The sequence below is a fragment of the Nocardioides bruguierae genome (genome assembly GCF_023656415.1).
In the GTDB taxonomy this organism is placed as follows: Bacteria; Actinomycetota; Actinomycetes; order Propionibacteriales; family Nocardioidaceae; genus Nocardioides; species Nocardioides bruguierae.
In genome coordinates this window covers 210943-237823 of sequence record NZ_JAMOIL010000002.1, presented here as the reverse complement: position 1 = coordinate 237823, position 26881 = coordinate 210943, and the positions used below count along the sequence as shown (strand labels likewise).

Sequence of the window (26881 nt, the reverse complement as noted above, 5' to 3'; positions counted from 1 at the left end):
GCCCGGCATGACCGAGAGCGTCCCCGCCACCTTGTCCGCCGAGAACGTCAACGCGATCTTCAAGGCGTACGACGTGCGCGGCACCGTCCCCGACCAGCTCGACGAGTCCCTGGCCCTGGCCACCGGCCGCGCGTTCGTCCGCGTCGTCGGCGCCGAGACCGTGGTCGTCGGCCACGACATGCGCCCCAGCTCGCCCGGCATGGCCGCGGCGTTCGCCCGCGGCGCCAGCGAGGCGGGTGCGGACGTCGTCCTCATCGGCCTGTGCTCCACCGACGGCCTGTACTTCGCCTCCGGCCACCTCGGCCGGCCGGGCGCGATGTTCACCGCCAGCCACAACCCGGCCCAGTACAACGGCATCAAGATGTGCCGTGCCTTCGCCCAGCCCGTCGGCATGGAGACCGGTCTCGCCGAGATCCGCGACCTGGTCACCTCCGGCGAGGTGGCCGACGGCACCTTCACGCCGGTCGAGACGCCCGGCACCATCACCGAGCAGGACCTGCTCGAGGCGTACGTCGACCACCTGCTCGGCCTCGCGCCCGTGAGCGGCCGCAAGCTGAAGGTCGTCGCGGACGCCGGCAACGGCATGGCCGGCCACACCGCGCCCGCGGTGTTCGCCAAGCTCGCCGAGGTCGTCGACCTGGTGCCGATGTACTTCGAGCTGGACGGCACCTTCCCCAACCACGAGGCCAACCCGCTGGACGAGTCCACGCTGACCGACCTCAAGAAGCGGGTGCTGGAGGAGGGCGCGGACGTCGGCCTGGCCTTCGACGGCGACGCCGACCGCTGCTTCCTCGTCGACGAGCAGGGCAACGCCGTGGACCCCTCGGCGATCACCGCGCTCATCGCCTCGCGCGAGCTGGCCAAGGAGCCGGGCTCCTCGATCATCTACAACCTGATCAGCTCCCGCGCCGTCCCCGAGATCGTCACCGAGCTCGGCGGCACGCCGGTCCGCACCCGCGTGGGCCACTCCTACATCAAGGCCAAGATGGCCGAGACGGGCGCCATCTTCGGCGGCGAGCACTCGGGCCACTTCTACTTCCGCGACTTCTGGCGCGCCGACTCCGGCATGCTGGCCGCCCTGCACGGCCTGGGCGCGCTCGCCGGCACCGACCAGCCGCTCTCGCAGCTGCTGGCGCAGTTCTCGCGCTACCCGCGCTCGGGCGAGATCAACTCCGAGGTCGCCGACCAGGCGGCCGTCATGGACGCGATCGAGGCCGAGTACGGTTCCCTCGACGGCGTCACGACCGACCGGCTCGACGGCCTCACGGTCGCCCACGCCGACTGGACGTTCAACGTCCGTCCGTCCAACACCGAGCCGCTGCTGCGGCTCAACGCCGAGGGCAGGGACGAGGCCACCATGGCCCGCGTCCGCGACGAGGTCCTCGGCAAGATCCGTGGAGGTGCTGCGTGACCGCTCTGGACCCCGGCCTGCTGGCCATCGTCGTCTGCCCCGCCTGCCACGGCGCGCTGAGCGTCGTGGAGGGTGCCGCGGGCGCCCCCGACGACGTCGCGGCCGAGCTGGTCTGCGGCGGGGAGTGCGGCCGGGCCTACCCGGTGCGTGACGACATCCCGGTCCTGCTGGTCGACGAGGCCCGCCTGCCGTGAGCTGGTTCGACGAGTCGCGGCTGGACGACGAGATCGCGCTCGGCGCCGCCGACGCCCGCCTGCGGGCGCTGGCGGGCTCCGGCGCCCGGGTGCGCCGCGAGTGCGGGGAGGCCGCCGAGGCCCTCGCCCGGGCCGTCGGCCGCGCCAAGGAGAACGACCGGCCGCGCGCCGTCGTCGCGGCCGGCCCCGACAGCCGCCTCCTGCGGGCCGTGCTCGAGCCGGCCTGCCCCGTCCCGTTCGTGGCGTGGCCCGGGCCCCAGCTGCCCGGGTGGGCCGGCAGCCTCGACCTCGTCGTCGTGCTGGCCCCCGACGGCGCCGACCACGGCACCGCCTCGGCCGTCGCCGAGGCGTGCCGCCGCGGCTGCCAGGTCGTCGTCTCCGCCCCCGAGGGCTCCCTGGTGGCCGACCACGCCACCGGTCGCGACGCCACCGTGCTGCCTTCGACCACGCGCGACCAGCTGGCCACGGCCGTCACGATGCTGTCGTTCCTGCACGCCGTGAAGCTCGGCCCGGCCGCCGACCCCGAGGACGTCGCCGGCGCGCTGGACCAGGTGGCCATCGCCTCCGGACCCAGCCGCGACATCGCCACCAACCCGGCCAAGATGCTGGCGATCTCGCTGGCCGAGGAGACCCCGGTCGTGTGGGGCGGCTCGGTGCTCGCCGCCCGTGCCGCCCGGCGCGTCGCCGAGGGCCTGCGTCGCGCCAGCGGCCGCACCGCGCTGGCCGGCGACGTCGAGCAGGTGCTCCCGGTGATCGAGCGAGCCCGCCCCCGCGATGTTTTCGCGGACCCGTTCGCCGACGGCGGGGAGCCGGCTCCCCGCCCCGTCCTGGTGGTGCTGGACGACGGCTCGGAGGAGCCGATCGTGCGCGAGCAGCGCAGCCGGCTGCTGGCGGCCGCCGCCGAGCGCGGGGTCCGGGTCGAGACGGTCACCGCCGAGGCCGGCTCCGAGGTGGCCCGCTACGCCGAGCTGATGCTGGCCGGCACCTACGCGGCCACCTACCTCGGACTCGCGCTCGTCGAGGACTGACCGGCCCCACCCCGTCCGGCACCCGCCCCGGCACCGCCGGGTCCGGCACACCCTGCCGGGCCCGCGCGGGAGCCGGGACGGGGCGCCTGCGGGACAGGTGGAGGTTTCGGCCCCCGAGGCCTCCGGGTATCGGGGAGACCATGGGAGCGAGAGATCCGTGGTTCGACAACGCCAAGATGGCGCTGGTGACGCTCGTCGTCATCGGCCACTCGTGGGTGCTGCTGCCCGACTCGGCGCTGCGTGACAGCGCCTACGTGTGGCTCTACGCCTGGCACATGCCGGCGTTCGTGGTGATCACCGGCTACCTCTCGCGCTCGTTCGCCTGGACCGGCCCGCGGCTGTGGAGCCTGGTGCGGACCGTGGCGGTGGCCTACGTGCTGTTCGAGGCCGCCATGTCGATGTTCCGCACCTTCGTGGGCGGGGAGCAGCTCGAGGAGATCTGGTCCGACCCGCACTGGCCCATGTGGTTCCTCGTGGCCCTGTTCGTCTGGCGCCTGGCCACGCCGCTGTTCACCGCGATGCCCGCCCCGGTCGCGCTCACCGTCGCGGTGGCGCTCTCCCTGACCGGTGGGCTGTGGGCCGGCAGCGTGCTCGACCTCTCCCGCGTCTTCGGCTTCCTGCCGTTCTTCGTCCTCGGCCTGCACCTGCGCCCCGGTGCGTGGGAGCGGCTGCACGCCCCGGCCGCCCGCGTGCTCGGCGTCGCGGCGCTGCTGGCCGTCGGCGCCGTCACCGTGCTCACCGACCTGGTGCCGGCCTCGGACTGGTTCTACTACTCCCACACCTACGCCGAGCTGGACGTCACGGCCGGCGCCGGGGTCGCGCTGCGCTCGCTGGCCCTCGTCCTCGGCGTCCTCGGTGGTGCCGGGTTCCTGGCCCTCGTGCCGCGCCGCGCGGGCTGGTGGACGGCGATGGGCTCTGCCTCGCTGGTCGTCTACCTGTTCCACGGCTTCTTCGTGAAGGGCGCCCTCTACGCGGGCTGGGGCGGTGCGCTGGAGGACGTCGGTGCGACCGCGGCCCTCGGCCTGACCACCCTGGCCGCGCTCGGCGTCGCGCTGCTGCTGGCCTGGCCGCCGGTCGCCCGCGTGCTCGCCGACGTGGCCGACCCGCTCGGCTGGGCCGGTCGCCGCGTGGGAGCCGCGCACGCGGTGGTCAGCACCCCCGAGCCCGCCGAGACCGTGCAGCAGGTCGTGCTCGTCGACGAGCACGGGAAGGCCGCCGAGACCGGGGGAGACCCCGACCGGACCGGTTCGTCCCTGACCGGCCCCGGCGCCCACTAGTCTTCGGCGCGTGAGCGCCGGACTCTTCGCCCTCCTCGACGACGTCGCCACCCTGGCCCGCCTCGCGGCCGCCTCGGTGGACGACGTCGGTGCCGCCGCGGCCAAGGCCAGCGCCAAGGCCGCGGGCGTCGTCATCGACGACACGGCCGTGACGCCGCAGTACGTGCAGGGCGTGGCCGCCGAGCGCGAGGTGCCGATCATCAAGCGCATCGCGATCGGCTCGCTGCGCAACAAGCTGCTCATCATCCTGCCGGTGGCGCTCGTGCTCGCCCAGTGGCTGCCCTGGCTGCTGACGCCGATCCTCATGGTCGGCGGCACCTACCTGGCCTTCGAGGGCGCGGAGAAGATCTGGGAGAAGGTCGGCGGCGGCCACGGCCACTCCGCCGACACGAGCCACGGTGCGCACGACGGCGCACACGATGGTGCACACGGCGGTGCACAGGAGGGGGCCGCGGACGACGCGGTCGACCCGGCCGCGACCGAGGACCGCCTCGTGGCCGGCGCGGTGCGCACCGACCTCATCCTCTCCGCCGAGATCATGGTGATCTCGCTGAACTCCCTGGACGCCTCGTCCTTCCTCGAGCGGCTCCTGGTCATGGTCATCGTCGCCGTGGTCATCACCGCCGTGGTCTACGGCGTCGTCGCCCTCATCGTGAAGATGGACGACGCCGGCCTGGCCCTGGCCCAGCGGGACTCGCCCCGCGTGCAGTCCTTCGGCCGCGCGCTGGTGCGGGCCATGCCGCGCCTGCTGGCCGTCATCGCGGTCGTCGGCACCGTCGCGATGCTGTGGGTCGGCGGGCACATCCTGCTCGTCGGCGTCGACGAGCTGGGCTGGCACGCGCCCTACGAGGCGGTCCACCACCTCGAGGAGGCCGTGCACGACGCGCTGGGTGCCGTCGGCGCCGCCGCGGCCTGGGTCGTCAACACGTTCTTCTCGGCCGTGTTCGGTGCCCTCGTCGGTGCCGTCGTGGTCGCGGTCGTCTCCGTCGTCCACCGCGTGCGGGGCTGAGCGGGCGGAGCACGTCGGGCCGGCGCACCAGCAGGGGCCGTTCCGGTAGAGCCGTTGCAGCAGCGCCGTTCCAGCAGGTGGGACGCCCGTCCCGACCCCTGGGAAGTGCGCGGCGGCGGCCGATCCGGGACCCAGACGGACGCCGCCCGGGGATTGCCCTGCTCCGCGGTCGTCCCCCTACCCTGGACAACGGTCCCGCGTGGGAGATCCCGAGGACGCGCAGATGCGCGACGCAGGCCTGGCTCCAACCACCGAGGAGACACATCCACATGGACTTCAAGGTCGCCGACCTGTCCCTGGCCGACTACGGCCGCACCGAGATCGGCCTGGCCGAGCACGAGATGCCCGGCCTCATGGCGATGCGCGAGCGCTACGGCGACGCCAAGCCGCTCGCGGGCGCCCGGATCGCCGGCTCCCTGCACATGACGATCCAGACGGCCGTGCTCATCGAGACGCTGACCGCGCTGGGCGCCGAGGTCCGCTGGGCCTCCTGCAACATCTTCTCGACCCAGGACCACGCCGCCGCCGCGATCGCGGTCGGCCCCGAGGGCACCCCGGAGTCCCCGGCCGGCGTCCCCGTGTTCGCGTGGAAGGGCGAGACCCTCGAGGAGTACTGGTGGTGCACCCAGCAGATCCTCGACTGGGGCACGGACGAGGCGGGCAACCGCGTCCACGCCAACATGATCCTCGACGACGGCGGCGACGCCACGCTCCTGGTCCACCTCGGTGTCGAGGCGGAGAAGAAGGGCGAGGCGCCGGACCCGGCCACCGCGGCCAGCGCCGAGCAGAAGGTCATCTTCGACGTCCTCAACGCCTCCCTGGCGCAGACCCCGGACCGCTGGACCCAGGTCGCGGCCGAGATCAAGGGCGTCACCGAGGAGACCACCACCGGCGTGCACCGTCTCTACGAGATGATGCGTGACGGCGCGCTGCTCTTCCCGGGCATCAACGTCAACGACTCGGTCACCAAGTCGAAGTTCGACAACAAGTACGGCTGCCGCCACAGCCTCGTCGACGGCATCAACCGCGCCACCGACGTGCTCATCGGCGGCAAGGTCGCCGTCGTCTGCGGCTACGGCGACGTCGGCAAGGGCTGCGCGGAGTCGCTGCGCGGCCAGGGCGCCCGCGTCATCGTCACCGAGATCGACCCCATCTGCGCGCTGCAGGCCGCGATGGACGGCTACCAGGTCTCCACGCTGGACGACGTGCTCGGCACCGCCGACATCATCATCACCGCCACCGGCAACCGCGACGTCGTCACGGTCGAGCAGATGGCTCGGATGAAGCACCAGGCGATCGTCGGCAACATCGGCCACTTCGACAACGAGATCGACATGGCCGGCCTCGAGACCTTCCCGGGCGTCGAGCGCAAGAACGTCAAGCCGCAGGTCGACGTGTGGACCTTCCCGGCCGACGCCGAGCGCGCCGCGCACTCGATCATCGTGCTCTCCGAGGGCCGCCTGATGAACCTGGGCAACGCCACCGGTCACCCCAGCTTCGTCATGAGCAACTCGTTCACGAACCAGGTGCTGGCCCAGGTGGAGCTGTTCACCAAGACCGAGGAGTACCCGGTCGGCGTGTACACGCTGCCCAAGCACCTCGACGAGGAGGTCGCCCGCCTGCACCTCGCGTCGCTGGGCGTGCACCTCACGACCCTCTCCGACGGCCAGGCCTCGTACCTGGGCGTCCCGGTGGAGGGCCCCTACAAGCCGGACACGTACCGCTACTGACCGGCGCGCGAGGCACGTCTCACGGCCCCGTCCCGGTGCATCCGGGCGGGGCCGTGGCACGTGCCGGTAGTCTGGAGGACCGTACCCGTGAGTAGGACATGGCCTGCGCCGCGGGATGGAGCGAGGGAGAACATGACCGAGGCAGTCACCAGCTCGTCTGACCTGGCCACCAAGGGCCGGGTCCTCGTCGTGGACGACGACGCCTCGCTGGCCGAGATGCTGACCATCGTGCTGCGCCAGGAGGGCTTCGACAGCCAGATGTGCACGCGCGGGGACGAGGCGCTCGACCAGTTCCGCGAGTACCGGCCCGACGTCGTCCTGCTGGACCTGATGCTGCCCGGCAAGGACGGCATCGACGTGTGCAAGGAGATCCGGTCCGAGTCCGGCGTCCCGATCGTCATGCTGACCGCCAAGGGCGACACCGTCGACGTGGTGGTCGGCCTGGAGTCCGGCGCCGACGACTACGTGGTCAAGCCCTTCAAGCCCAAGGAGCTGGTCGCCCGCATCCGCGCCCGCGTGCGCCGCTTCGACGCCACCACCCAGGCCGAGAACCTCCAGGTCGGCGACCTGGTCATCGACGTCGCCGGCCACCGGGTGACCCGGGCCGGCGAGCAGCTCGCGCTGACGCCGCTGGAGTTCGACCTCCTGGTCTGCCTGGCCCGCAAGCCCTGGCAGGTCTTCAGCCGCGAGGTGCTGCTCGAGCAGGTCTGGGGCTACCGCCACTCGGCCGACACCCGCCTGGTCAACGTGCACGTCCAGCGCCTGCGCTCCAAGGTCGAGCACGACCCCGAGAACCCCGAGATCATCGTGACCGTGCGCGGGGTCGGGTACAAGGCCGGCAACGTCTAGGCCCGTGCCGCGCCCCAGCGCCCCGGTGGACCCGGGGGAGGACCCCGTGGACGACGCCGTGGGCAGTGCCTCGTCCGCGCCCGTGGACGACCCCGTGTCCGAGCCCGTCGACGGGGCCGCGCCCTCGCCGCCGGGGCACCGCTGGACCGGGCACCCCAGCCTGCGCGTCCCGGCGACCGGCCTGGCTGCCGGTCCGCCGCACCGGCTGCGTCGCGCCCTGACCTCCTGGCGCCGCTCGATCTCCGCCCGCGTGGTGCTGAGCACCGTGCTGCTGACCCTCGTCGTCGTCGGCGTAGTCGGCTGGTTCCTGCTCCAGCAGACCCGGGACGGCCTGCTGGAGAACCGCATCTCGGCGGTGGTCGCCGAGGCGGCGGACGAGGCCGACGACGCCCGCAACCGGCTCGACTCGGCCTCGGTGACGGACATCGACGCGGCCCAGCAGCAGCGCGAGCTGGTGGAGCCGATCATCCAGCGCGGGCTCGCGCGGGACTTCTCCGTCGTCCTCGCCGCCCCCGGGGACGACGTCGCCGACGGCGTGCCCGGCGGCGCGACCTACACCCTCGGGCTGGACCGCTCGTCGGTGCCCTCGGGGCTGGTGGCGCACTTCGCCGGCCCGGCCGACCCGGCCTGGACCTACACCAGCATCCGCACCACCGACGCGGCCGGTGACGTGCTGGTCGAGCCGGGCATCGTCGTGGGCAGCCAGCTGACGCTGCCGGCCGACGGCCGCACCTACACCCTCTACCTGCTCTTCCCGACCTCCGAGGACGAGGAGACCCTCGACCTGGTCGCCCGCGCGCTGCTCACCGCCTCGGCCCTGCTGGTGGTGCTCGTCGCGGGCGTCACCTGGCTGGTGACCCGGCAGGTCGTCACCCCGGTGCGGATGGCCCGGCAGGTCGCGGAGCGTCTGGCCGCGGGCCGCCTCCAGGAGCGGCTGGAGGTGACCGGCGAGGACGACCTGGCGCGCCTGGCGGGCTCGTTCAACCAGATGGCCACCAGCCTGCAGCGGCAGATCCGCCAGCTCGAGGAGCTCAGCCGCGTCCAGCGCCGCTTCGTCTCCGACGTCTCCCACGAGCTGCGCACCCCGCTGACGACCGTGCGGATGGCGGGCGACGTGCTGCACGACGCCCGCGAGCGGTTCGACCCGGCCACCGCCCGCGCCGCGGAGCTGCTCCAGACCGAGCTCGACCGCTTCGAGTCCCTGCTGGCCGACCTCCTCGAGATCAGCCGCTTCGACGCCGGCGCGGCGGCCCTCGACCTGGACGACGTCGACCTGGTCGGCGTCTGCCGCCGGGTCGTGGACGCCACGCGACCGCTGGCGCAGGCCCGGGGCGTGACGGTGCGCGTCGTCGCCGACGGACCCGTCGTGGCCGAGGCCGACGTGCGTCGCGTCGAGCGGGTCGTGCGCAACCTCGTCTCCAACGCGATCGACCACGCGGGCCCGCGGCGCCCCGGGGGGCCGGTGGAGGTCCTCGTCCACGCCGCCGCCGACGAGCACGCCTCCGCGGTGGCCGTCCGCGACCACGGCGTGGGGCTGGCGCCGGGGGAGTCCGCCCGCGTCTTCGACCGTTTCTGGCGGGCCGACCCCGCCCGCGCCCGCACCTCCGGCGGCACCGGGCTCGGCCTGGCGATCGCCCTGGAGGACGCCCGCCTGCACGGCGGCTGGCTCCAGGCCTGGGGGCGCCCCGGCCAGGGCGCCCAGTTCCGACTCACCCTGCCCCGGCAGACGGGCGAGCCGCTGCGCCGCAGCCCCCTGCCGCTGGTGCCCGACGACGCGGTGGAGCGCCCATGAACCCGTCCCGGGCCCGGCTGCTGCTGGGCGTCCTCCTCGCCCTCGCCTCCCTGGTGCTGAGCGGCTGCATGACCCTGCCCGTCTCCGGCCCGGTCGTCGACGCCGACCTCGGCACCGACGGCACCACCGACCCCGGCACCGTCGCGGCGATCGACGCGCGCGGGCCCGAGGAGGGGCAGAGCCCCTCGGAGGTGGTCCAGGGCTTCCTCGACGCGATGCAGGCGTTCCCCAGCGAGTTGGCCACGGCCAAGCTCTTCCTCGACCCGGCCGTCCGCTCCACCTGGAACCCCGAGCGGACCGTCGTCTACTCCGACGCCTCCCCGCCCGCCGGCGGCACCTACCACCAGCGCGTGACCCTCACCGGGGCCGAGGAGCTGGACGCGCGCGGCGCCTGGCAGGGCCGGCTGGAGGGCGCCGAAGCCGTGCTCGACCTCGAGATGCGCCAGGTCGACGGGCAGTACCGCATCGTCGACCCGCCCGACGCGCTCGTGGTGCCCGAGACGTGGTTCGCCCAGCGCTACCAGCAGGTCTCGCTGTACTTCCTCGACTCCACCGGCTCCACGCTCGTGGCCGAGCCCGTCTACGTCGGCACCGACGAGAAGCTCGCCACCGCACTGGTCTCCGGGCTGCTCGCTGGCCCCGGCGAGGCCCTGCGCGGCGTCGCCCGCACCCTGCTGCCCGCCGACCTCCGCGTCGATCTCTCCGTGCCGGTGACCGACGGCGTCGCAGCCATCTCGCTGGTCGGGGACCCCGTCACCATGGACGCCGACGACGTGCAGCGGATGCTCTCCCAGCTCTCCTGGACCCTCGGCCAGGGCTCGGACATCACGGCGTTCACCCTCACCATCGGCGGTCAGCCGGTGCGCACCACCGGGGGCGCCGAGACGATCCCGGTCCGCTCCCCGCGCGCCGACGACCCGGGCTACGAGCGCGCCGGGAGCACCCTCTACGGCCTGCGCGACGGCCTCGTCGTGGCGGGCTCGCCCGGCGCCCTGGAGCCCGTCGAGGGGCCGTGGGGCTCGATCGAGTCCGGCGTCGAGGACATCGCGGTCTCGCTGGACGGGATCACGGTCGCCGGCGTGGTCGGCGGCCAGCTGCTCGTCTCTCCGCTGCGCCAGGCCGGCGGGTCCCGCACCCTGCTCACCGGCGAGGACCTCGAGGAGCCCGGGTGGGACCGGCTCGGCCGGCTGTGGGTGGTCGACGAGACCAGCAGCGGCGCCGTCGTGCGCTGGGCGCGCTCCGGCGCCACCGGCACCCTGGACGCGCCCGGCATCACCGGGGAGGACGTCACGAGCTTCCTGGTCTCGCGCGACGGCACCCGCCTCGTGGCGATCGTCGCCCGCGACGGCGGCGACCGGGTCGTCCAGGTCCGGGTGCGGAGCACGCCCCGCGGCCGGCCCGTGGCCGCCGTGGCCACCCAGGTGCTGCGTGGCGACCCGGGGGACCTGCCCGCCACCCTGGTCGACGTCGTGTGGACCTCCTCCACCACCCTGGCCGTGCTGGGCAGCCTCGGGGCCGGCTCCGCGTCGGTCACGCCGCTGGGCGTCGACGGCTCGCCGGTCACCTCGGCCACGCTCACCTCGGCCGTGACCGGGTCGCGCCACCTGCTCGGTTCCTCGATCGAGGGGACGTCGGTCTTCGCGGTCACCCGAGGCGGTCTCGCCGACCTCTCGGTGCCCGTCCGCTCCCCGCGGACCAGCACCGACGGCGCCACGGCCCTCACGTACGCGGGCTGAGCGGGCCGCTCCTCGTCCAGCCGTACAGCCCCCGTCCACTCCCCGTCCACAGGGCCGGCCCGCAGCAGGGCGATCCCCAGCCGCTCGGCAGCACCGCCCACCTGTGCGCGCGAGCACCCAGGCTGGGCGGATGAGCACGAGCGAGGCCGGCTGGTTCGGCGACGTCCTGGCCGACCTGCTGCTCGGTGGCTCCTGCGTGGGCTGCGCCCGCCGCGGGCGCACCTGGTGCTCCGCCTGCGCGGCCGACCTCCTGGCGGACGACGGCCCGCTGCTGCCCGGCTGCCGGCCGGCGCCCACCACTCACCCCGTGCCGCGGCTGCGGGCGGCCGCGGCCTACGCGGGCGCGGTGCCGGCGCTCGTCGTCGGCCACAAGGAGCGCGGCCTGCCCGGCCCGCGGGCACCGCTGGCCGGCCTCCTGGCCGCGGCGGTCGAGGCGGTGCTGGAGCCGGTGCTGGAGCCGGTGCCGGAGCCGGCGCCGGAGGGAGCCGCTCCCGACGACCGGCCCGCTCCGCCGCTCCTGCTGGTCCCGGTGCCCTCGCGGCCCTCGGCGGTGCGCGCCCGCGGCCGGGACGCGACGGCCGACCTGGCCCGCGCGACGGCCGGCGTGCTGCGGCGCCGCGGCCGGCGGGTCGCGGTGGCACGGCTCCTGCGGACGCGGCCCGGCCTGCGCGACCAGGGCGGGCTCGACGCGGCCGCCCGGGCGCAGAACCTCGACCGCGGGCTGGCCGCCCCGGCGCACCTGCTGGCGCGCCAGGCCCGCCGGCGTCCGGCGGTGAGCGGGGTCGTGGTCTGCGACGACGTCGTCACCACCGGTAGCACCCTGGCGGCCGCGGCGCGCGTCCTGCACGGCGTCGGGCTGCCGGTCCTGGGCTGCGCCACGGCGGCCGCCACGGCCCGGACGGCGGCCTCCCCGACGTCCGGTGCGCGACCCGGTTCGTCTCGGTGAACGAACGTCGGGCCCCTCGTCCCTTCCCTGCGGGAGGGCCGGGACCTATCGTCTTGTCATGGAGTCCACCCGGGTCCGTGGTTGCGCCGCCGAGGCGCTCCGGCGAGTCCGGTTGCCCCGGCAGCAAGCCGATGCCAGTCGCAGGCGAAACGGCCCACGTAACCGTCGAGAGACGGGATCACGGTGCGGCTTAGACGTAAGTCCTGCCCCGGTCCGGGCGTCAGATGCGCCCTCTCCCGGGAGAAGGTCAGTAGTGGCAGAGAAGCTGCGAGAGCCTCAGCAGGCGACTGTGGGGACGAAGACCAGGTCGGCCGGGTGGACTCCCCTGAGCCCCCGCACGACCGGGACGGGGCCGGATGCCTCGTGCCCGGACGGCGGGTCCGCGGCACCGGGCGCCGTCGGCGCCCAGGAGGTGCCGCGGGACACCTGAGGAAGCCAACGGCGCACCAACCCCGCGGTGCGCGCTGAGGAGGTTCACCATGGAAATCGTCGTCACCGGTCGCCACTGCGAGATCAAGGACTCGTTCCGCGGCCACGTCGAGGAGAAGCTCGCCAAGCTCGAGAAGCACGACCACCGCATCATGCGCGTGCACGTCGAGGTGGAGTGCGAGCAAAACCCCCGCCAGTCCGAGCGCGGCGTCCACGTCGAGCTCACCGCCTTCTCCAAGGGCCCCGTCATCCGTGCCGAGGCCGCCGCCGACGACAAGATGGGTGCCCTGGACCTCGCCCTGGACAAGATGGCCGCCCAGATGCGCCGGGCCGCCGACCGCCGTCGCGTCCACCGCGGCCGCCGCGCCCCCGTCTCCGTGGGCCAGGCCACCGCGGGCCTGCCGACCGGCCTGCCCGAGGGCATCCTCGACGGCACGATCGAGACCGACGACGACTCCACCACCCGCAAGGTCGGCTCCATCGAGGTGATGGGGGACGGTCCGCTGGTGGTTCGCGAGAAGAGCCACCCGGCCGCCGCCATGACCCTCGACCAGGCGCTGTACGAGATGGAGCTGGTCGGCCACGACTTCTTCCTCTTCGTCGACAAGGAGTCCGAGCGCCCGAGCGTCGTGTACCGGCGCAAGGGCTACGACTACGGCGTCATCTCCCTCGACCTCGGCGACGAGTGACCCGCTGAGCCCCTGACCCACGGGGCCCACGACGGGTCCCACCCCGGGTCCCACGACGGGGGTCGGTCCGCACCGGACCGGCCCCCGTCGGCCGTCCGGACGACCCGTCCGGGCCCCCACGACTGACACCTGCGGGCTGGTCCAGCTGCTCCACACGCGGGGGAGAGGGCCACGTCAGGGGGCCCGTTCGTGCCATGATGCCGCCGTGCCCCCTCTCCCCGACCCGTCCGAGCGCGAGCCCGTCCGGGTGCTCGTCGTCGACGACCAGGAGCTCTTCCGCCGCGGCCTCGTGATGCTGCTCGGCGTCGAGGAGGGCATCGACGTCGTGGGCGAGGCCGGCGACGGCATCGAGGGCACCACGCTCGCGATCAGCACCGCGCCCGACGTGGTGCTGCTCGACGTGCGGATGCCCAAGCGCACCGGCATCGAGGCCTGCCAGTCGATCAAGGAGGCCGTCCCCACGGCCCGGATCGTCATGCTCACCGTCTCCGACGAGGAGGCCGACCTCTACGAGGCGGTCAAGAGCGGGGCCTCCGGCTACCTGCTGAAGGACTCCTCCATCGACGAGGTCGCCCAGGCCGTCCGCGTGGTCGCCGACGGCCAGTCGCTGATCAGCCCCTCCATGGCCGTCAAGCTCATCGACGAGTTCAAGCAGATGAGCAAGCCCGAGCGCGAGCACGTGCCCGGCCTGCGGCTCACCGAGCGCGAGCTCGAGGTGCTCCGGCTGGTCGCCACCGGCAAGAACAACCGCGAGATCGCCAAGGACCTGTTCATCTCCGAGAACACGGTGAAGAACCACGTCCGCAACATCCTGGAGAAGCTCCAGCTGCACTCGCGCATGGAGGCCGTGATGTACGCGGTCCGCGAGAAGCTGCTGGATCTCCCGTAGCGCTCCGCCCGAGGGGCGAGGGCGAGCGCTGCGGAGATCATTGGTGGTCGAGCGAGCGGCACGACCGAGCCTGCGAGGTCGTGACCCGCGTGTCGAGACCCGGTCTGCGGTGGGTCTCAGTGGTGGGAGACGGTCGCTGCAGACCAGGGGCGCCCTCGAGCGGGGTTCGTGACGGCACGTTCTGTGACGGCAGGGGCCGTCGGCTCGCGTCTGTCGGCGCCGTGGTCGATGATCCGGCTGTGCCGCCGACGACCCAGACCCTGTCCCTAAGCCAGGCGCGCCGGGTGGCGCTGGCGGCCCAGGGGTTCTGCGACCCCCCGCACGCGACGCCGACGATGCGGACGCTGACCCGCACCGTCGAGCGCACCGGCGTGCTGCAGGTCGACTCCGTCAACGTCCTCGAGCGGGCCCACTACCTGCCGCTGTACTCGCGCATGGGCCCCTACGACCGCGACCTGCTGCCGCGGGCCGCCGGCCGACGCCCGCGCCGGCTCGTCGAGTACTGGGCGCACGTCCAGGCGCTCATGCCCGTCGAACTGTGGCCCGTCATGGCGCACCGCATGTCCCAGTATCGTGCGGGCCGCGGCAAGTGGTGGAAGGACCTCGAGGACGACCTGATCGCCCGGGTCCGCGCCGAGGTGGCGGCGGCGGGCCGCCCCGTCACCGCCCGACGGCTCGAGCCGATGCTCGGCGGCGGCGCCCGCAACCGCGACCACTGGGGCTGGAACTGGTCCGAGGCCCGCAAGGCCCTCGACTACCTCTACATGGGCGGTGAGCTGGCGATCGCCGGTCGCACCAGCCAGTTCGAGGTGCTCTACGACCTGCCCGAGCGCGTGCTGCCCGCCGAGGTCCTGGCCCTGCCGGTGCCCCCGCCCGCGGAGGCCGCCCGCACCCTCGTGCTCCGCGCCGCCCGCAGCCACGGCGTGGCGAGCGTCGGCGACCTCGCCGACTACTACCGGATGCGCAGCGCCCGCGGCGGCGTCGAGACCCCCAGCGCGATGCCGCCGGTGGCCGACGTCGTCGACTCCCTGGTCGCCGAGGGCGAGCTGGAGCCGGTCGCGGTCGAGGGGTGGACGCGGCAGGCCTACCGCGCAGCCGGGTCTCGGCTGCCCCGGCGAGTGCCGGCCGCCACGCTGCTCAGCCCCTTCGACCCGGTGGTGTGGGAGCGCGACCGGGCCCTGCGGCTCTTCGACTTCCACTACCGGATCGAGATCTACACCCCGTCCGACAAGCGCGTGCACGGCTACTACGTGCTGCCGTTCCTGCTCGGCGAGGAGCTGGTGGCCCGCGTCGACCTCAAGGCCGACCGACGCGCCGGTGGCGGCGGGCTGCTCCTCGTCCGCTCCGCGTGGGCGGAGGACGGGGCGCCGGGGGAGACCCCCGACGCGCTCGCGGCCGAGCTGCGCCGGATGGCGTCCTGGCTGGACCTCGATGACGTCCTGGTGGAGCCCCGCGGCGACCTCGCGCCCGCGCTCACCGCGTCGCTCGCAGGCCGTTGACGGCGGCCACCATCCTGAAGGTTCGCTGAGCGTCAGGCGCGACCGTGCGCCCGACGCGGGCGAACCTGCGGGCTCGGGTGGGTGAGGACCACCCTCCTGGGTAGAGTGGACGACGCCGTCCTGCGCCCCCACACGGGTGGCGGGGTCCGGCGCGCGACCACCCGGCACCCGCCCGGGGCGACACCACCGATCAGGGAGCAACCACCGCCGTGCCGATTCTGGACAAGCTGCTGCGGATGGGCGAGGGCAAGATCCTGCGCCGTCTCGAGGCCGTGGCCAAGGGCGTCAACGCCATCGAGGACGACTTCGTCGCCATGAGCGACGAGGAGCTCCAGGGGATGACGGCGGAGCTCCGCAAGCGCCTGGACGAGGGGGAGACCCTCGACGACCTGATGCCGGAGGCCTTCGCCACCGTCCGCGAGGCGTCCAAGCGGGTGCTCGGCATGCGCCCGTTCGACGTCCAGCTCATGGGCGGCGCCGCGCTGCACCTGGGCAACATCGCAGAGATGAAGACCGGTGAGGGCAAGACCCTCGTCGCGACGCTGCCGGCCTACCTCAACGCGCTCGCCGGCAAGGGCGTGCACGTGGTCACGGTCAACGACTACCTGGCCAAGTACCAGTCCGAGCAGATGGGCCGCGTGCACACCTTCCTCGGTCTCACCGTCGGCGTGATCCTGCCCGAGATGACCCCGGCCGAGCGCCGCGAGGCCTACGCCTGCGACATCACCTACGCCACCAACAACGAGCTCGGCTTCGACTACCTGCGCGACAACATGGCCTCCTCCCTGGAGGACTGTGTCCAGCGCGAGCACTTCTTCGCCGTCGTCGACGAGGTCGACTCGATCCTCATCGACGAGGCCCGCACGCCGCTGATCATCTCCGGCCCCACCCAGGACGAGGTGAAGTGGTACGGGGAGTTCGCGAAGATCGTCAAGCGCCTGGTCAAGGACGAGGACTACGAGGTCGACGAGAAGAAGCGCACCATCTCGGTGCTCGGCCCCGGCATCACCAAGGTCGAGGACCACCTGGGCATCGAGAACCTCTACGAGGCCGAGAACACCCCGCTGATCTCGTTCCTCAACAACGCGATCAAGGCCAAGGAGCTCTTCCGCAACGACAAGGAGTACGTCGTCCTCAACGGCGAGGTGCTCATCGTCGACGAGCACACCGGCCGCATCCTGGCCGGCCGCCGCTACAACGAGGGCCTGCACCAGGCGATCGAGGCGAAGGAGGGCGTCACCGTCCGCGAGGAGTACCAGACCCTCGCCAACGTGACCCTGCAGAACTTCTTCCGCCTCTACGACAAGCTCTCCGGCATGACCGGCACGGCCATGACCGAGGCCTCCGAGTTCGACAAGATCTACAGCCTCGGCGTCGTCCCGATCCCGACGAACCGGCCGATGGCGCGCATCGACCAGGCCGACCTCGTCTACCGCACCGAGGAGGCGAAGTACGAGGCCGTCGCCGAGGACATCGCCGAGCGCCACGAGAAGGGCCAGCCCGTCCTCGTCGGCACCGTGAGCGTGGAGAAGTCCGTGCTGCTGGGCGATCTGCTCAAGCGCAAGGGCGTCAAGCACAACGTCCTCAACGCCAAGATGCACGCGGACGAGGCCAAGATCGTGGCCCTCGCCGGTCACCGCGGCGCCGTCACCGTGGCCACCAACATGGCCGGTCGCGGCACCGACATCATGCTCGGTGGCTCCGTCGACTTCCTGGCGGACGACGACCTGCGCAAGCGCGGCCTCGAGCCGCTGGGCGAGACCGCCGAGGCCTACCAGGCCGCCTGGCCCGAGACGGTCGAGAAGATCAAGAAGCAGGTCGCGGCCGAGCACGACGAGGTCAAGGAGCTCGGCGGCCTCTACGTCATCGGCACCGAACGCCACGAGTCGCGCCGCATCGACAACCAGCTGCGCGGTCGTTCCGGCCGCCAGGGCGACCCGGGCGAGTCCCGGTTCTACCTGTCGCTGCAGGACGAGCTGATGCGGCTGTTCAAGTCCGACTGGGTCGACCGGGTCCTCCAGGTCATGAAGATCCCGGACGACGTCCCGATCGAGAACAAGCGCGTCACCAGCGCCATCGCGAACGCGCAGGGCCAGGTCGAGTCCCAGAACTTCGAGTCCCGCAAGAACGTCCTCAAGTACGACGACGTCATGGACCGCCAGCGCAAGGTGATCTACGGCGAGCGGCGCGAGGTGCTCGAGGGTGCCGACCTGCGCGAGCAGGTGCGGACGTTCATCGACGACGTGGTCACCGGCTACGTCCGTGGCCACGGCGGCGAGTTCGCCGAGGAGTGGGACCTCGACCAGCTGACCCGCGACCTCACCGCCGTCTACCCGGTCGAGGTCGATCTCGACGCCATGGCCGAGGAGGTCGGCGGGCAGGCGAACCTCGACCAGGACGAGGTCATCGAGGCGCTGAAGAAGGACGCCCACACCGCCTACGACGACCGCGAGGCCGAGGTCGGCGAGGACGTCATGCGCGAGCTGGAGCGCCAGGTGCTGCTCTCGGTGCTCGACCGCAAGTGGCGCGACCACCTCTACGAGATGGACTACCTGCGCGAGGGCATCTACCTGCGGGCCTACTCCCAGCGCGACCCGCTGGTCGAGTACCAGCGCGAGGGCTTCGACATGTTCAACGCCATGATGGACGGCATCAAGGAGGAGGCCATCGGCCTGCTCTTCCACCTCGAGGTCGAGGTGGAGCCGGAGGAGAAGTCGGCCGCCGACCTCCTGACCGTCGCTCCGGGCCTCCAGTCCCCGGTGACGCCCAGCCTCTCGGTCAAGGGCCTGGTCAAGCCGCAGGAGCCCACGAACCTCACCTACTCCGCGCCGGACGAGTCCGGCGACGCCGAGGTCGTGCGCAACGAGCAGGCCGAGGACCCCTACGCCGGCACCGGTCGCAACCAGGCCTGCCCCTGCGGGTCGGGCAAGAAGTTCAAGCAGTGCCACGGCGCCCCGGGCGGCCCCACCGGCCTCACCACCCGCGCGGGCGGCTGAGCACGCCGCGTCGAGCACAACGCGCTGAGCCGGGCCGAGGCCCGGGCACCGGCGCACCACGACGGCCGGACGGGAGCACCCGTCCGGCCGTCGTGCGTCCACCCGTCGTGCGCCCCGTCGCGCGGCGCCGGTGGGTCGGCGCGGCTCAGTCGGCGGGGCCGGCCTGGTCGGCTGGGGCGGGCCGTCGTCCGGCGAGGCGGCCGCGGACCTGCGCCCACCCGTGGGCGGCAGCCGCCGCCGTGAAGTCCCCCAGCGTCTGGAGGACGCGGGTGACCAGGGCGATGGCGGTCGCGTGCCCGACGCCGGTGTGCGGGGCCAGGAGCGCCACCAGGGCCACCTCGCGGGCGCCCACGCCCGCCGGCGCGACCACGACGGCGACGCCGACGACGTAGGCGGCGGCGAAGCCCCCGGTGGCGACGGCCAGCAGCTCCAGCGAGGGCCGGGGAGCCAGCGCGACCACCGACCCGGCGTAGCAGAGCCACGTGGCGGCCATCCGCGCGCACAGCACGGCCATGTCGCCCCAGCCCAGCCCCAGGCGTCCGCCGTGCCGGGCCAGCCGCGTCCCGAGGGCGTCGACCACGGGCGGCGTCAGCGCCGCCAGGCAGAGGACGACGGCGATCGGCCCCGTCCACCGGGGCACGGGGAGCGCGGGCACGCCGGCGGTCACCAGAGCACCGGCCAGCGCCCCCGCGGTCGCCACGTTGACGACCAGGAACAGCAGCCCGGTGGCCACGGCGGTGCGGACCCCGACCCCGTACGGCCGCGCCAGGTCCGCGTGCGCACCCAGCGACCACACCGCGCCCGGGATGTACTTGCCGAGCTGGCCGGTGAAGAAGACCCGCGGACCCTCGTACGGGGGCAACCGGTGGCCGAACCCCCGCAGCAGACGGAGCCAGGTGCCGGCCGTCAGCCACAGCCCCACCAGGACGCAGGCGGCCGCGCCGGCCAGGTCGAGCGGCCGCACCCCGGTGAGCGCCGCGACGAAGTCACCCCAACGCCCGCGGAGGCCGACGCCGGCGCACGCGAGCACCGCGAGCACGAACAGGACGCGGACGGCGACGCGCAGGCGCGCCCGCGAGGGAGAGGGACGCGCGGGCACCGCGGTCTGGGTGCCGGTCTCGGTGCCGGTCTGCCCGTGGGCCGTCGTCCTCACGCGCGGCCCCGCCCGAGCTGCCCCAGCCTGCGCGCGTGCACGACGAGCTCGGCGAGCAGCCCGAAGCCGGCCACCTGGACCCCCAGCACCAGCAGCAGCGCAGCGCCGAGCAGGGCGCCTCCGTCGGCGCCAGGGCCACCGGTGACGGCGGGCGGGAGGGCGAGCAGCAGCAGGAGCACGGCCCCCAGCAGTGCGGCGACGGCGCCACCGGTCGCGACGGCCCTGGCCGGGCCTCGGCCCGGGCCGTCGAGCAGGAGTCGCAGGGTGAGCAGGTCGACGAGGCTGCGCCAGCGCCGGAGCAGGGCGCTCGCCTCCCGCGCCCCCGGCGCACGGCCGGACCCGCCACCGGACCCGCGACCGGTCGAGCCACGGTGCGGGCGTCGGGGCGGGCGTCGGAGGGGACGGTGCACGGGCACCTCGGTGACGCGGTGGCCGAGCCCGAGGGCGACGACGCCGAGATGACGGTGCACCTCGCCGTGCAGCAGGGGTGCGACGTCGGCGGCCACCTCGGCGCGCATGGCCCGGAAACCGCTGCGAGCCCGGCCGCGGACGCCGGTCACCAGGTCGTGCCCGGCGTCCAGCGCCTCGAGCAGGTGCTCCAGGTCGGTCGGGTCGTCGCGGCCGTCGGGGTCGAGCACCACGACGCAGGTGGCACCACCGCGCAGGGCGTGGGCGATCCCGACCCGCAGCGCCGCCGACGTGCCGACGCAGGTGCGAGGCGTCACCAGCTCCAGGCTGGGCAGGTCCAGCATCAGGGCCCCCACGGCTGCCGCCACCTCGGGACGAGCGCCGTCGTCGACCACCAGGACGCGGCCGTGCGGGTCCGCCGTCCCCACCTCGCCCACGACACGCGGCAGCAGGTCGCGCAGGCCCTCGGCCTCCTCGGGGCTCGGTGCCACCACCCACAGCATCGGGTGCACCTCCGGGACGGGTCGTGGCCGTCTGACGGGCAGGACGGCGGGTGTCTCGGATGGTGCTGGTGGGACCTGAACGTCTCGTGACGTGGCTGTGGCGAGTCGGCGAGGAACGGACGGCGGGCCGGTCCTCAGGCAAAGCCGCGGCCGGTCCTCAGGCAAAGCCGCGGCCGGTCCTCAGGCAAAGCCGCGGCCGGTCCTCAGGCAGAGCCGCGGCCGGTCCTGAGGCGAGGCCGTGGCCCGGTCCTCAGGCGAAGTCGAGGGCCGTGCACAGCCACCGGTCGGTCGGGAGGCTGCGTCGCTGCTCGAAGCGGGCGGCGAGGGCGCGCGAGCGACGGCCGTGCCGCACGTGCACGGCCAGCTCCAGCACCCCGGCCACCGGGTACCCGGCGTGGGTGGAGACCACCTGGGCGCGCGGGGTGGACCCGCGGGCGTGCTCCCGGTCCAGCTGCGCTCCCACCAGCTGGGCGCGGCGCACCAGGTCCGCCTGGACGTCCTGGGCGGTCCAGCGCGCGAGCTGCGCGGCCGGTCGGGTGCCACCGACGATCTCCAGCGCCGCCTGCACCACCTGGCGTGCCCACCGCTCGCAGCCCTGTCGGGCGGGGCGGTCGAGCGGGACGACCGGAGCAGGGGCGGGCTCGTCGTCCGGCAGGCGCTCGAAGCCGTCGGCGGGCGCCGGAGGACGGTGCCCCAGGTCCAGCGCGAGCGTGCCCTGGACGGGGCCGCTGGGCAGCCCGGCGCGCCAGCGGGCCTGGTCGACGGCGATGACGGAGTCCCGCGCGTCGCGGGCGGCCTGGACGGCGGCCGTCTCCGCCCGCTGCTCGTCCCGAGCGATCGAGGCGAGCAGGAACGCCTCGAGCGGGCCGGGCACGTGGCCGGCCTCGGGCTTCCAGGCGGGGCGGCGCCCGCGGGGCGCCGCCGGGGACGGCTCGTGGACCGGCGGGTGGGAGGGCTGGTGGGTGGGCCGCTGGGTCTGGTGGGGCTGGACGAGGGCGTGCGGCATCGCGGTCATGTCGACTCCGAGAGGTCGAGGGCGGGGAAGGGAGAGGTGGCGGGGCGCACCAGCGCCCCGGGAGGTCCGTCAGACGGGGAGGACGAGCACTTGGCCCGGGAGGACGAGGTCCGGGTCCGCGCCGATCTCGGCGCGGTTGGCCGCGTGGAGGCGGGCCACGTAGGCAGCGACGGCGACGTCGTCGTGGGCGTCGCCCCCGCGCCGCAGGTGTGCCTCGGCGATGTCCCAGAGGCAGTCACCGGTGCGCACCAGGTGGGTGCCGCTGGGAGCGGGTCGTGCACGAGGCGCGGGGGAGGCGTGCGTGGCGGCCCGCGCGGCGGCCGGGTCGCCGCTGCGGGTGCGGTCGCCGAGGCCGGCGCGCTGCGGCAGGGGCAGCCCCGAGAGACCGGCGACCCCGGTGATCACCGTGGCGGAGCCCGTCGTCGCCGAGGTCTGCGCCCCGGAGGCGTGCAGACCGGCCTGAACCGTGCCGGCCTGGGTGGGGGTCGCGTGGGCGGTGCCGGCGAGGCCGGTCGCGCCGACGACCCCGACGAGGCCCACGCCCAGGCAGCGCAGCACCAGGCCGCGCAGCGCGGAGGGGACGCCCGGCACCCGGGCCGCGGCCGCCCCGCGGGCCGCCTGCAGCGTGACCGCGGTGGTGGCCAGCCACGCCCAGGCGAGGCAGACCAGCAGGGCGGCGGTGCAGCCGGCCACGAGGACGTCGGAGAACGCGCCGGGCTGCGCGGCCAGGGCTGACGGGTCGGCCAGGTCCACGAGCGTCGAGGCGACGAGCCCGGGCCGCAGGGCAGCGACGAGGGCGCCGACGAGCGCGGTGGCGCCGACCTGCACCGCCAGGCAGCGGGGCAGCGACGCGCGAGTGCTGGAGGTCATCCCGAGATCCTCACGATCCTTGCGTTTGCGTGCGTTTGTCTCATTCAACGTGCGTCAAGCGACGATGACAACCCGTTCTCCACAGAAATCGCACGATCGCGTCGAAAAAGTGAGTGAGGGACGTCAAGTAGACGCAAACGCAAGCAAACGTAGGTGTGCGCGTGTGTCAGTGGAGCCCGGACGTGTGGGAGGGTGGGCCCATGGCGTGGGAGGACGAGCTGTTCACGTTCCTCGACGACCTCGAGCAGCAGGCGGAGGCGGCCTACGCCGCCGAGCGTGGCCTCGAGCTGGCGGACCGGGCACGCGCCGAGTACGCCTCCGTGGCCCTCGCCGGACGTCTGATGGCGAGCGTGGGGTGCGAGGTCGGCCTCCGGGTGGAGGGCATCGGCCGTCTGCGCGGCACCCTGGACCGGGTCGCCGACGGGTGGCTCCTGCTGTCCGGCCCGGCGCAGGACTGGGTGGTCCGCCTGCCCGCGCTCCTGGGCGTGGACGGCGCCTCCGAGCGGGCGGTGCCCGACGTGGCCTGGCCGGCCGCGTCCCGCCTGGGGCTGGGCTCGGCGCTACGACGTCTGGCGGACGCGGGGGAGCGGTGCGTGCTGCACCTGCGCGACGCGGCGCGGCACGAGGGAGTGGTGCTGCGGGTCGGCGCGGACTTCGTCGAGCTCGCGGAGGGCGAGGCGCGACGGGTGCTGCTGGTGCCGTGCGAGGCGCTCGCGGCGGTCAGCAGCAGCGAGCGCTGAGCCGGGGGAGCCGGCTCAGGTGGCCTCGTCGTCGTAGGGCGGCACCTCGCCGTCCGCGAGGCTGTCGTCCTCGTCCGGATCGTCGTCCTCGTCGTCGTCCTCGAGCGCCTCCATCACGTGCTTGCGCACGATCTGGCGGGGGTCGAGGTCACGCAGCTCGAGGTCGGCGTACTCCGGCCCGAGCTCCTCGCGCAGCTCGTCGCGGGCCTGGTTGGCGAACCGACGGGCGATCTTCACCCACTGCGCCGCCTGCTTCGCGAGCTCGGGCAGCTTGTCGGGGCCGAAGACGAAGATGGCGACGACGGCGATGACCGCCATCTCGGGGAGCCCGATGTCCAGGATCAGCGGGACGACGGGGTGGAGGCCGGGCACGAGGACAGCCTAGGCCGCAGGTGGATCAGAACTTGTTCTGGGGCGTCAGTCCGAGCTGCATCCCGGCGAGACCTCGGCCACGTCCGGCCAGCCGCGCCGCCACGTCCGCGAGCACCCGGGCCGAGGGAGCGGACGGGTCCGCGTCCACGACGGGCTTGCCGTCGTCCCCGCCCGTGCGCAGCGAGGTGTCGAGCGGGATCTCGCCCAGGACGGGCACGTCGTAGCCGAACCGCTCCGAGAGGGTGGCCGCCACGCGGGGGCCACCACCGGTGCCGAACACGTCGATGCGGTGGTCGGTGCCCTCCGGGGTGCAGTGGGGGCAGGGCAGGTAGCTCATGTTCTCCACGACGCCCACGACGCGCTGGTGCATCATCGAGGCCATGGTGCCGGCGCGCTCGGCCACCTCGGCGGCGGCCTCCTGCGGCGTGGTCACCACGACCACCTCGGCGCCGGGCAGGTGCTGGCCCAGCGAGATGGCGATGTCGCCGGTGCCCGGGGGCAGGTCGAGCAGCAGGACGTCGAGGTCGCCCCAGTAGACGTCGGCGAGCATCTGCACGAGCGCACGGTCGAGCATCGGGCCGCGCCACGCGACCACCTGGTCGCGGCGGGGCTTGAGCATGCCGATCGAGATCACGGAGACGCCCGAGGACGTCGGCACGGGCATGATCAGGTCGTCGACCTGGGTCGGGCGCGAGTCGGCGACGCCCAGCATGGCGGGCACCGAGTGGCCGTAGATGTCGGCGTCGACGAGGCCGACCTTGAGGCCCTGCTTGGCCATCGAGACCGCGAGGTTCACCGTGACGGTGGACTTGCCGACGCCGCCCTTGCCGGAGGCGATGGCGAAGACCTTGGTGAGGTTGCCGGGCTGGGCGAACGGGATCTCCCGGGCGGGCTGGCCGCCGTTGAGGGTCTCCTTGAGCTGGGCGCGGTCCTCGTCGGTCATCACGCCGAGGGTCAGGTCCACGTCGACGACGCCGTCGACGCCGCGCACGGCGGCCTTCACGTCGCGGTCGATGGTGTCCTTCAGCGGGCAGCCGGCGACGGTCAGCAGCACCGTCAGGGAGACGCCGCCGTCGTCACCGACGGAGACGTCGCGCACCATCCCCAGCTCGGTGATCGGACGCTTGATCTCCGGGTCGTTCACCGTGGCCAGTGCGGCCTGGACCTGCTCCAGCGAGACACTCACAGCACCCGAGCATAGGAGCGGCCCCCCACCCGGACCCCAATCGAGGTGAAGGAACGCACACGACGACCCGGGGACGCGGCGGTGACCAGGCAGGGTCCGGCCGGGGATCGGGCGGGGATCGGGCGGGGATCAGGCGGGCGGCCGGGGCCGCTTGCGCTCCTTGGTCCGGTCCCGCGGGCGGTCGTCGTCGCGGTCCTCGCGCTGGTCCTCCATCTCGGCCAGCAGCGAGCGCAGCTCGGAGCGCACGAAGTCGCGGGTGGCGACCTCGCCCAGGCCCATCCGCAGCGACGCGACCTCGCGGGCGAGGAACTCCATGTCGGCGTGGGCGCGGGCGTCGGCCTGCCGGTCCTGCTCGGCGACCACCCGGTCCCGTGCCTCCTGCCGGTTCTGCGCCAGCAGGATCAGCGGCGCCGCGTAGGAGGCCTGGAGGCTGAGCATCAGGGTGAGGAAGATGAACGGGTAGCCGTCGAAGTGCCAGCCGGCGGGCGTGACGGCGTTCCACACCACCCACACGACCACGAACCCGGTCATCCACAGCAGGAACTGCGCGGTGCCCATGAACCGGGCGAACTGCTCCGCGAAGGTGCCGAAGGCGTCGGGGTCGTAGGCGGGGCGGCGCACCAGCTGACGGCGCGCGTCGCGGGGAGTGTCCAGCCGCGAGATCTCGTGCCGGCGCTCCCACCGGCTCTCGCCCCGGGTGTCGCGGCGGCCGTCGCCGCGGCCGTCGCGTCGCGAGTCGCCGCGCGGGTCGCGCGCCTCGGCGCGGCGGGCCAGCCGCTCGCGCAGCGAGTCCTTGAGGGCGGCGGTGTCGAGCGGGGAGTCGGAGCGGTCGCCGTCAGCCACGACGTCCTCCCTGGGGCCGGCCCAGCGGCGTCGGTGCCGTGGGGATCGAGCCGCGCCGGGGCGCGGCGTCGCGCCAGCCCTCGGGCAGCAGGTGGTCGAGCAGGTCGTCGACGGTGACCGCACCGAGCAGGTGCCCCGCCTCGTCCACGACGGCGGCGGCGACGAGGTTGTAGGTGGCCAGGTAGGCGGCGACGTCGTCCTTGCCCGCCTCGGGGCGCATGGGCTCCATCTCGTCGTCGAGCACGCCGCCGATCAGGGTCGAGGGCGGCTCGCGCAGCAGGCGCTGGATGTGCGCGACCCCGAGGAACTTGCCGGTCGGCGTCTCCAGGGGAGTGCGGCAGACGTAGACCTGCGAGGCCAGCGACGGCGTGAGGTCCGGGCGGCGCAGGTGCGCCAGCGCCTCGGCGATCGTCGCGTCCGGCGCGAGGACCACCGGCTCCGGCGTCATCATCGCGCCGGCGGTGTCCTCCACGTAGGACATCAGGCGCTTGACGTCCTCGGCCTCCTCCGGCTCCATGAGCTCCAGCAGGGCCTGGGCGGTGTCCGGGGGCAGCTCAGCGATGAGGTCGGCCGCGTCGTCCGGGCTCATCTCCTCCAGGACGTCGGCCGCCCGCTCGTCCTCCAGGGCGGAGAGGATCTCGACCTGGTCGTCCTCGCTGAGCTCCTCGAGCACCTCGGCGAGCCGCTCGTCGCCCAGCGCGCTGACCACGGCGGTACGTCGCTCCGGCGGCAGCTCGTGGATCATCGTGGCGGCGTCGGCCGCGCGCATCTCGTTCAGCGCGTGCAGCAGGTGCGTGGCGCCCTGCGCGGCCTCGCGCCGGCTGAGGCCCTCGACGTCGCGCCACTCGACCACGTGCGTCTGCCCGCGGCGGCGCAGACCCTTGCCGGGCTCCTGGAGCGCGATGCGCGAGATCACCCAGTCGCGGTTGCGGGCTTGCTCCATGCCCACGTCGTAGACGACGCCGGAGGCGCCGGTCTCCTTGATGGTGACGGTGCGGTCGAGCATCTGGCCGATCACCAGGGTCTCGGTGGAGCGCTGCTCGAAGCGGCGCATGTTGAGCAGGCCGGTGGTGTACACGCGCTCGGCGTCCACGTTGGTCACCCGCGTCATCGGCACGAAGATCCGGCGGCGGCCGAAGACCTCGAGGACGAGGCCGAGGACGCGGGGCTGGTGCTCCTCCGAGCGCACGGCCGCCACGAGGTCGCGCACCTTGCCCACCTGCTCGCCCTGCGGGTCGAAGACCGGCAGACCCACGAGCCGGGCGACGTAGACGCGGGACGGGCTGCTGCTCACGACCCAACGCTATCGTCCGCGGC

The 26881-nt window shown here is 73.9% G+C and carries 23 protein-coding genes; 15 read left to right on the top strand and 8 right to left on the bottom strand.

Going from position 1 to position 26881, the window contains the following annotated elements:
* Positions 1–7 precede the first annotated feature (7 nt).
* From M8330_RS03565 to secA, 14 genes are all read left to right on the top strand, one after another.
* Positions 8–1411 (top strand): phosphomannomutase/phosphoglucomutase, encoded by a 1404-nt coding sequence (locus M8330_RS03565; RefSeq protein ID WP_250826209.1) that lies wholly within the window; start codon positions 8–10, stop codon positions 1409–1411.
* Positions 1408–1605 (top strand): Trm112 family protein, encoded by a 198-nt coding sequence (locus tag M8330_RS03560; protein WP_250052954.1) that lies wholly within the window; start codon positions 1408–1410, stop codon positions 1603–1605. The genes M8330_RS03565 and M8330_RS03560 overlap by 4 nt, the downstream gene beginning before the upstream one ends.
* Positions 1602–2633: an SIS domain-containing protein gene (locus M8330_RS03555; RefSeq protein ID WP_250052953.1), complete on the top strand. Its 1032-nt coding sequence runs from the start codon at positions 1602–1604 to the stop codon at positions 2631–2633. The genes M8330_RS03560 and M8330_RS03555 overlap by 4 nt, the downstream gene beginning before the upstream one ends.
* A gap of 140 nt (positions 2634–2773) precedes the next feature.
* Positions 2774–3910, top strand: coding sequence for an acyltransferase family protein (locus M8330_RS03550; protein WP_250826208.1), 1137 nt, complete (start codon positions 2774–2776; stop codon positions 3908–3910).
* A 10-nt stretch (positions 3911–3920) separates the two neighbouring features.
* Positions 3921–4919 (top strand): DUF808 domain-containing protein, encoded by a 999-nt coding sequence (locus M8330_RS03545; protein WP_250826207.1) that lies wholly within the window; start codon positions 3921–3923, stop codon positions 4917–4919.
* A 269-nt stretch (positions 4920–5188) separates the two neighbouring features.
* Complete coding sequence (ahcY, locus tag M8330_RS03540; protein WP_250052950.1) at positions 5189–6649, top strand: adenosylhomocysteinase; 1461 nt, start codon at positions 5189–5191, stop codon at positions 6647–6649.
* Between the two features lie 132 nt (positions 6650–6781).
* A complete protein-coding gene (gene mtrA / locus M8330_RS03535) occupies positions 6782–7498 on the top strand; it encodes an MtrAB system response regulator MtrA (protein WP_250052949.1) in 717 nt (238 codons plus the stop codon).
* Positions 7499–7502: 4 nt separating this feature from the next.
* Positions 7503–9290, top strand: a complete 1788-nt coding sequence (gene mtrB, locus M8330_RS03530; RefSeq protein WP_250826206.1) for an MtrAB system histidine kinase MtrB — start codon at positions 7503–7505, stop codon at positions 9288–9290.
* Complete coding sequence (locus tag M8330_RS03525) at positions 9287–11026, top strand: LpqB family beta-propeller domain-containing protein (RefSeq protein ID WP_284704179.1); 1740 nt, start codon at positions 9287–9289, stop codon at positions 11024–11026. Before mtrB ends, M8330_RS03525 begins: the two co-directional genes overlap by 4 nt.
* A 130-nt stretch (positions 11027–11156) precedes the next feature.
* The gene (locus M8330_RS03520; protein WP_250826205.1) at positions 11157–11972 is read left to right on the top strand and encodes a phosphoribosyltransferase family protein; all 816 of its coding nucleotides are present in this window, start codon (positions 11157–11159) and stop codon (positions 11970–11972) included.
* A gap of 479 nt (positions 11973–12451) precedes the next feature.
* Positions 12452–13090 (top strand): ribosome hibernation-promoting factor, HPF/YfiA family, encoded by a 639-nt coding sequence (gene hpf, locus M8330_RS03515; protein WP_250052943.1) that lies wholly within the window; start codon positions 12452–12454, stop codon positions 13088–13090.
* A 205-nt stretch (positions 13091–13295) separates the two neighbouring features.
* Positions 13296–13979 carry a response regulator gene (locus M8330_RS03510; RefSeq protein WP_250826204.1) on the top strand — a complete coding sequence of 228 codons (684 nt, stop codon included), beginning with the start codon at positions 13296–13298 and terminating at the stop codon, positions 13977–13979.
* A gap of 239 nt (positions 13980–14218) precedes the next feature.
* A complete protein-coding gene (locus M8330_RS03505; RefSeq protein ID WP_250826203.1) occupies positions 14219–15478 on the top strand; it encodes a winged helix-turn-helix domain-containing protein in 1260 nt (419 codons plus the stop codon).
* Positions 15479–15687: 209 nt separating this feature from the next.
* On the top strand, positions 15688–18474 hold the full coding sequence (gene secA / locus M8330_RS03500; protein ID WP_250826202.1) for a preprotein translocase subunit SecA: 2787 nt from the start codon (positions 15688–15690) through the stop codon (positions 18472–18474).
* Positions 18475–18619: 145 nt separating this feature from the next.
* On the opposite strand, the gene M8330_RS03495 is transcribed toward secA, so the two are convergent.
* From M8330_RS03495 to M8330_RS03480, 4 genes are all read right to left on the bottom strand, one after another.
* Positions 18620–19627, bottom strand: coding sequence for a hypothetical protein (locus tag M8330_RS03495; protein ID WP_250826201.1), 1008 nt, complete (start codon positions 19625–19627; stop codon positions 18620–18622).
* Positions 19624–20538, bottom strand: a complete 915-nt coding sequence (locus M8330_RS03490; RefSeq protein ID WP_250826200.1) for a glycosyltransferase family 2 protein — start codon at positions 20536–20538, stop codon at positions 19624–19626. The genes M8330_RS03495 and M8330_RS03490 overlap by 4 nt, the downstream gene beginning before the upstream one ends.
* Positions 20539–20788: 250 nt before the next feature.
* Complete coding sequence (locus M8330_RS03485) at positions 20789–21553, bottom strand: Rv3235 family protein (protein WP_250826199.1); 765 nt, start codon at positions 21551–21553, stop codon at positions 20789–20791.
* A gap of 69 nt (positions 21554–21622) precedes the next feature.
* Complete coding sequence (locus tag M8330_RS03480; protein ID WP_250052933.1) at positions 21623–22423, bottom strand: LysM peptidoglycan-binding domain-containing protein; 801 nt, start codon at positions 22421–22423, stop codon at positions 21623–21625.
* Positions 22424–22623: 200 nt separating this feature from the next.
* Between M8330_RS03480 and M8330_RS03475 the strand changes: the two genes are divergently transcribed.
* A complete protein-coding gene (locus M8330_RS03475) occupies positions 22624–23163 on the top strand; it encodes a hypothetical protein (protein WP_250052932.1) in 540 nt (179 codons plus the stop codon).
* Between the two features lie 15 nt (positions 23164–23178).
* Here the strand turns inward: M8330_RS03475 and M8330_RS03470 are convergent, their stop codons facing one another.
* The 4 genes from M8330_RS03470 to M8330_RS03455 form a co-directional block, all read right to left on the bottom strand.
* Complete coding sequence (locus tag M8330_RS03470; protein ID WP_250826198.1) at positions 23179–23535, bottom strand: sec-independent translocase; 357 nt, start codon at positions 23533–23535, stop codon at positions 23179–23181.
* Between the two features lie 25 nt (positions 23536–23560).
* Positions 23561–24721, bottom strand: coding sequence for an Mrp/NBP35 family ATP-binding protein (locus M8330_RS03465; protein ID WP_250826197.1), 1161 nt, complete (start codon positions 24719–24721; stop codon positions 23561–23563).
* A 129-nt stretch (positions 24722–24850) separates the two neighbouring features.
* Positions 24851–25564 (bottom strand): DUF1003 domain-containing protein, encoded by a 714-nt coding sequence (locus tag M8330_RS03460; RefSeq protein ID WP_372490154.1) that lies wholly within the window; start codon positions 25562–25564, stop codon positions 24851–24853.
* Positions 25557–26858, bottom strand: a complete 1302-nt coding sequence (locus M8330_RS03455; RefSeq protein ID WP_250826196.1) for a magnesium transporter MgtE N-terminal domain-containing protein — start codon at positions 26856–26858, stop codon at positions 25557–25559. The genes M8330_RS03460 and M8330_RS03455 overlap by 8 nt, the downstream gene beginning before the upstream one ends.
* Positions 26859–26881: the final 23 nt, after the last annotated feature.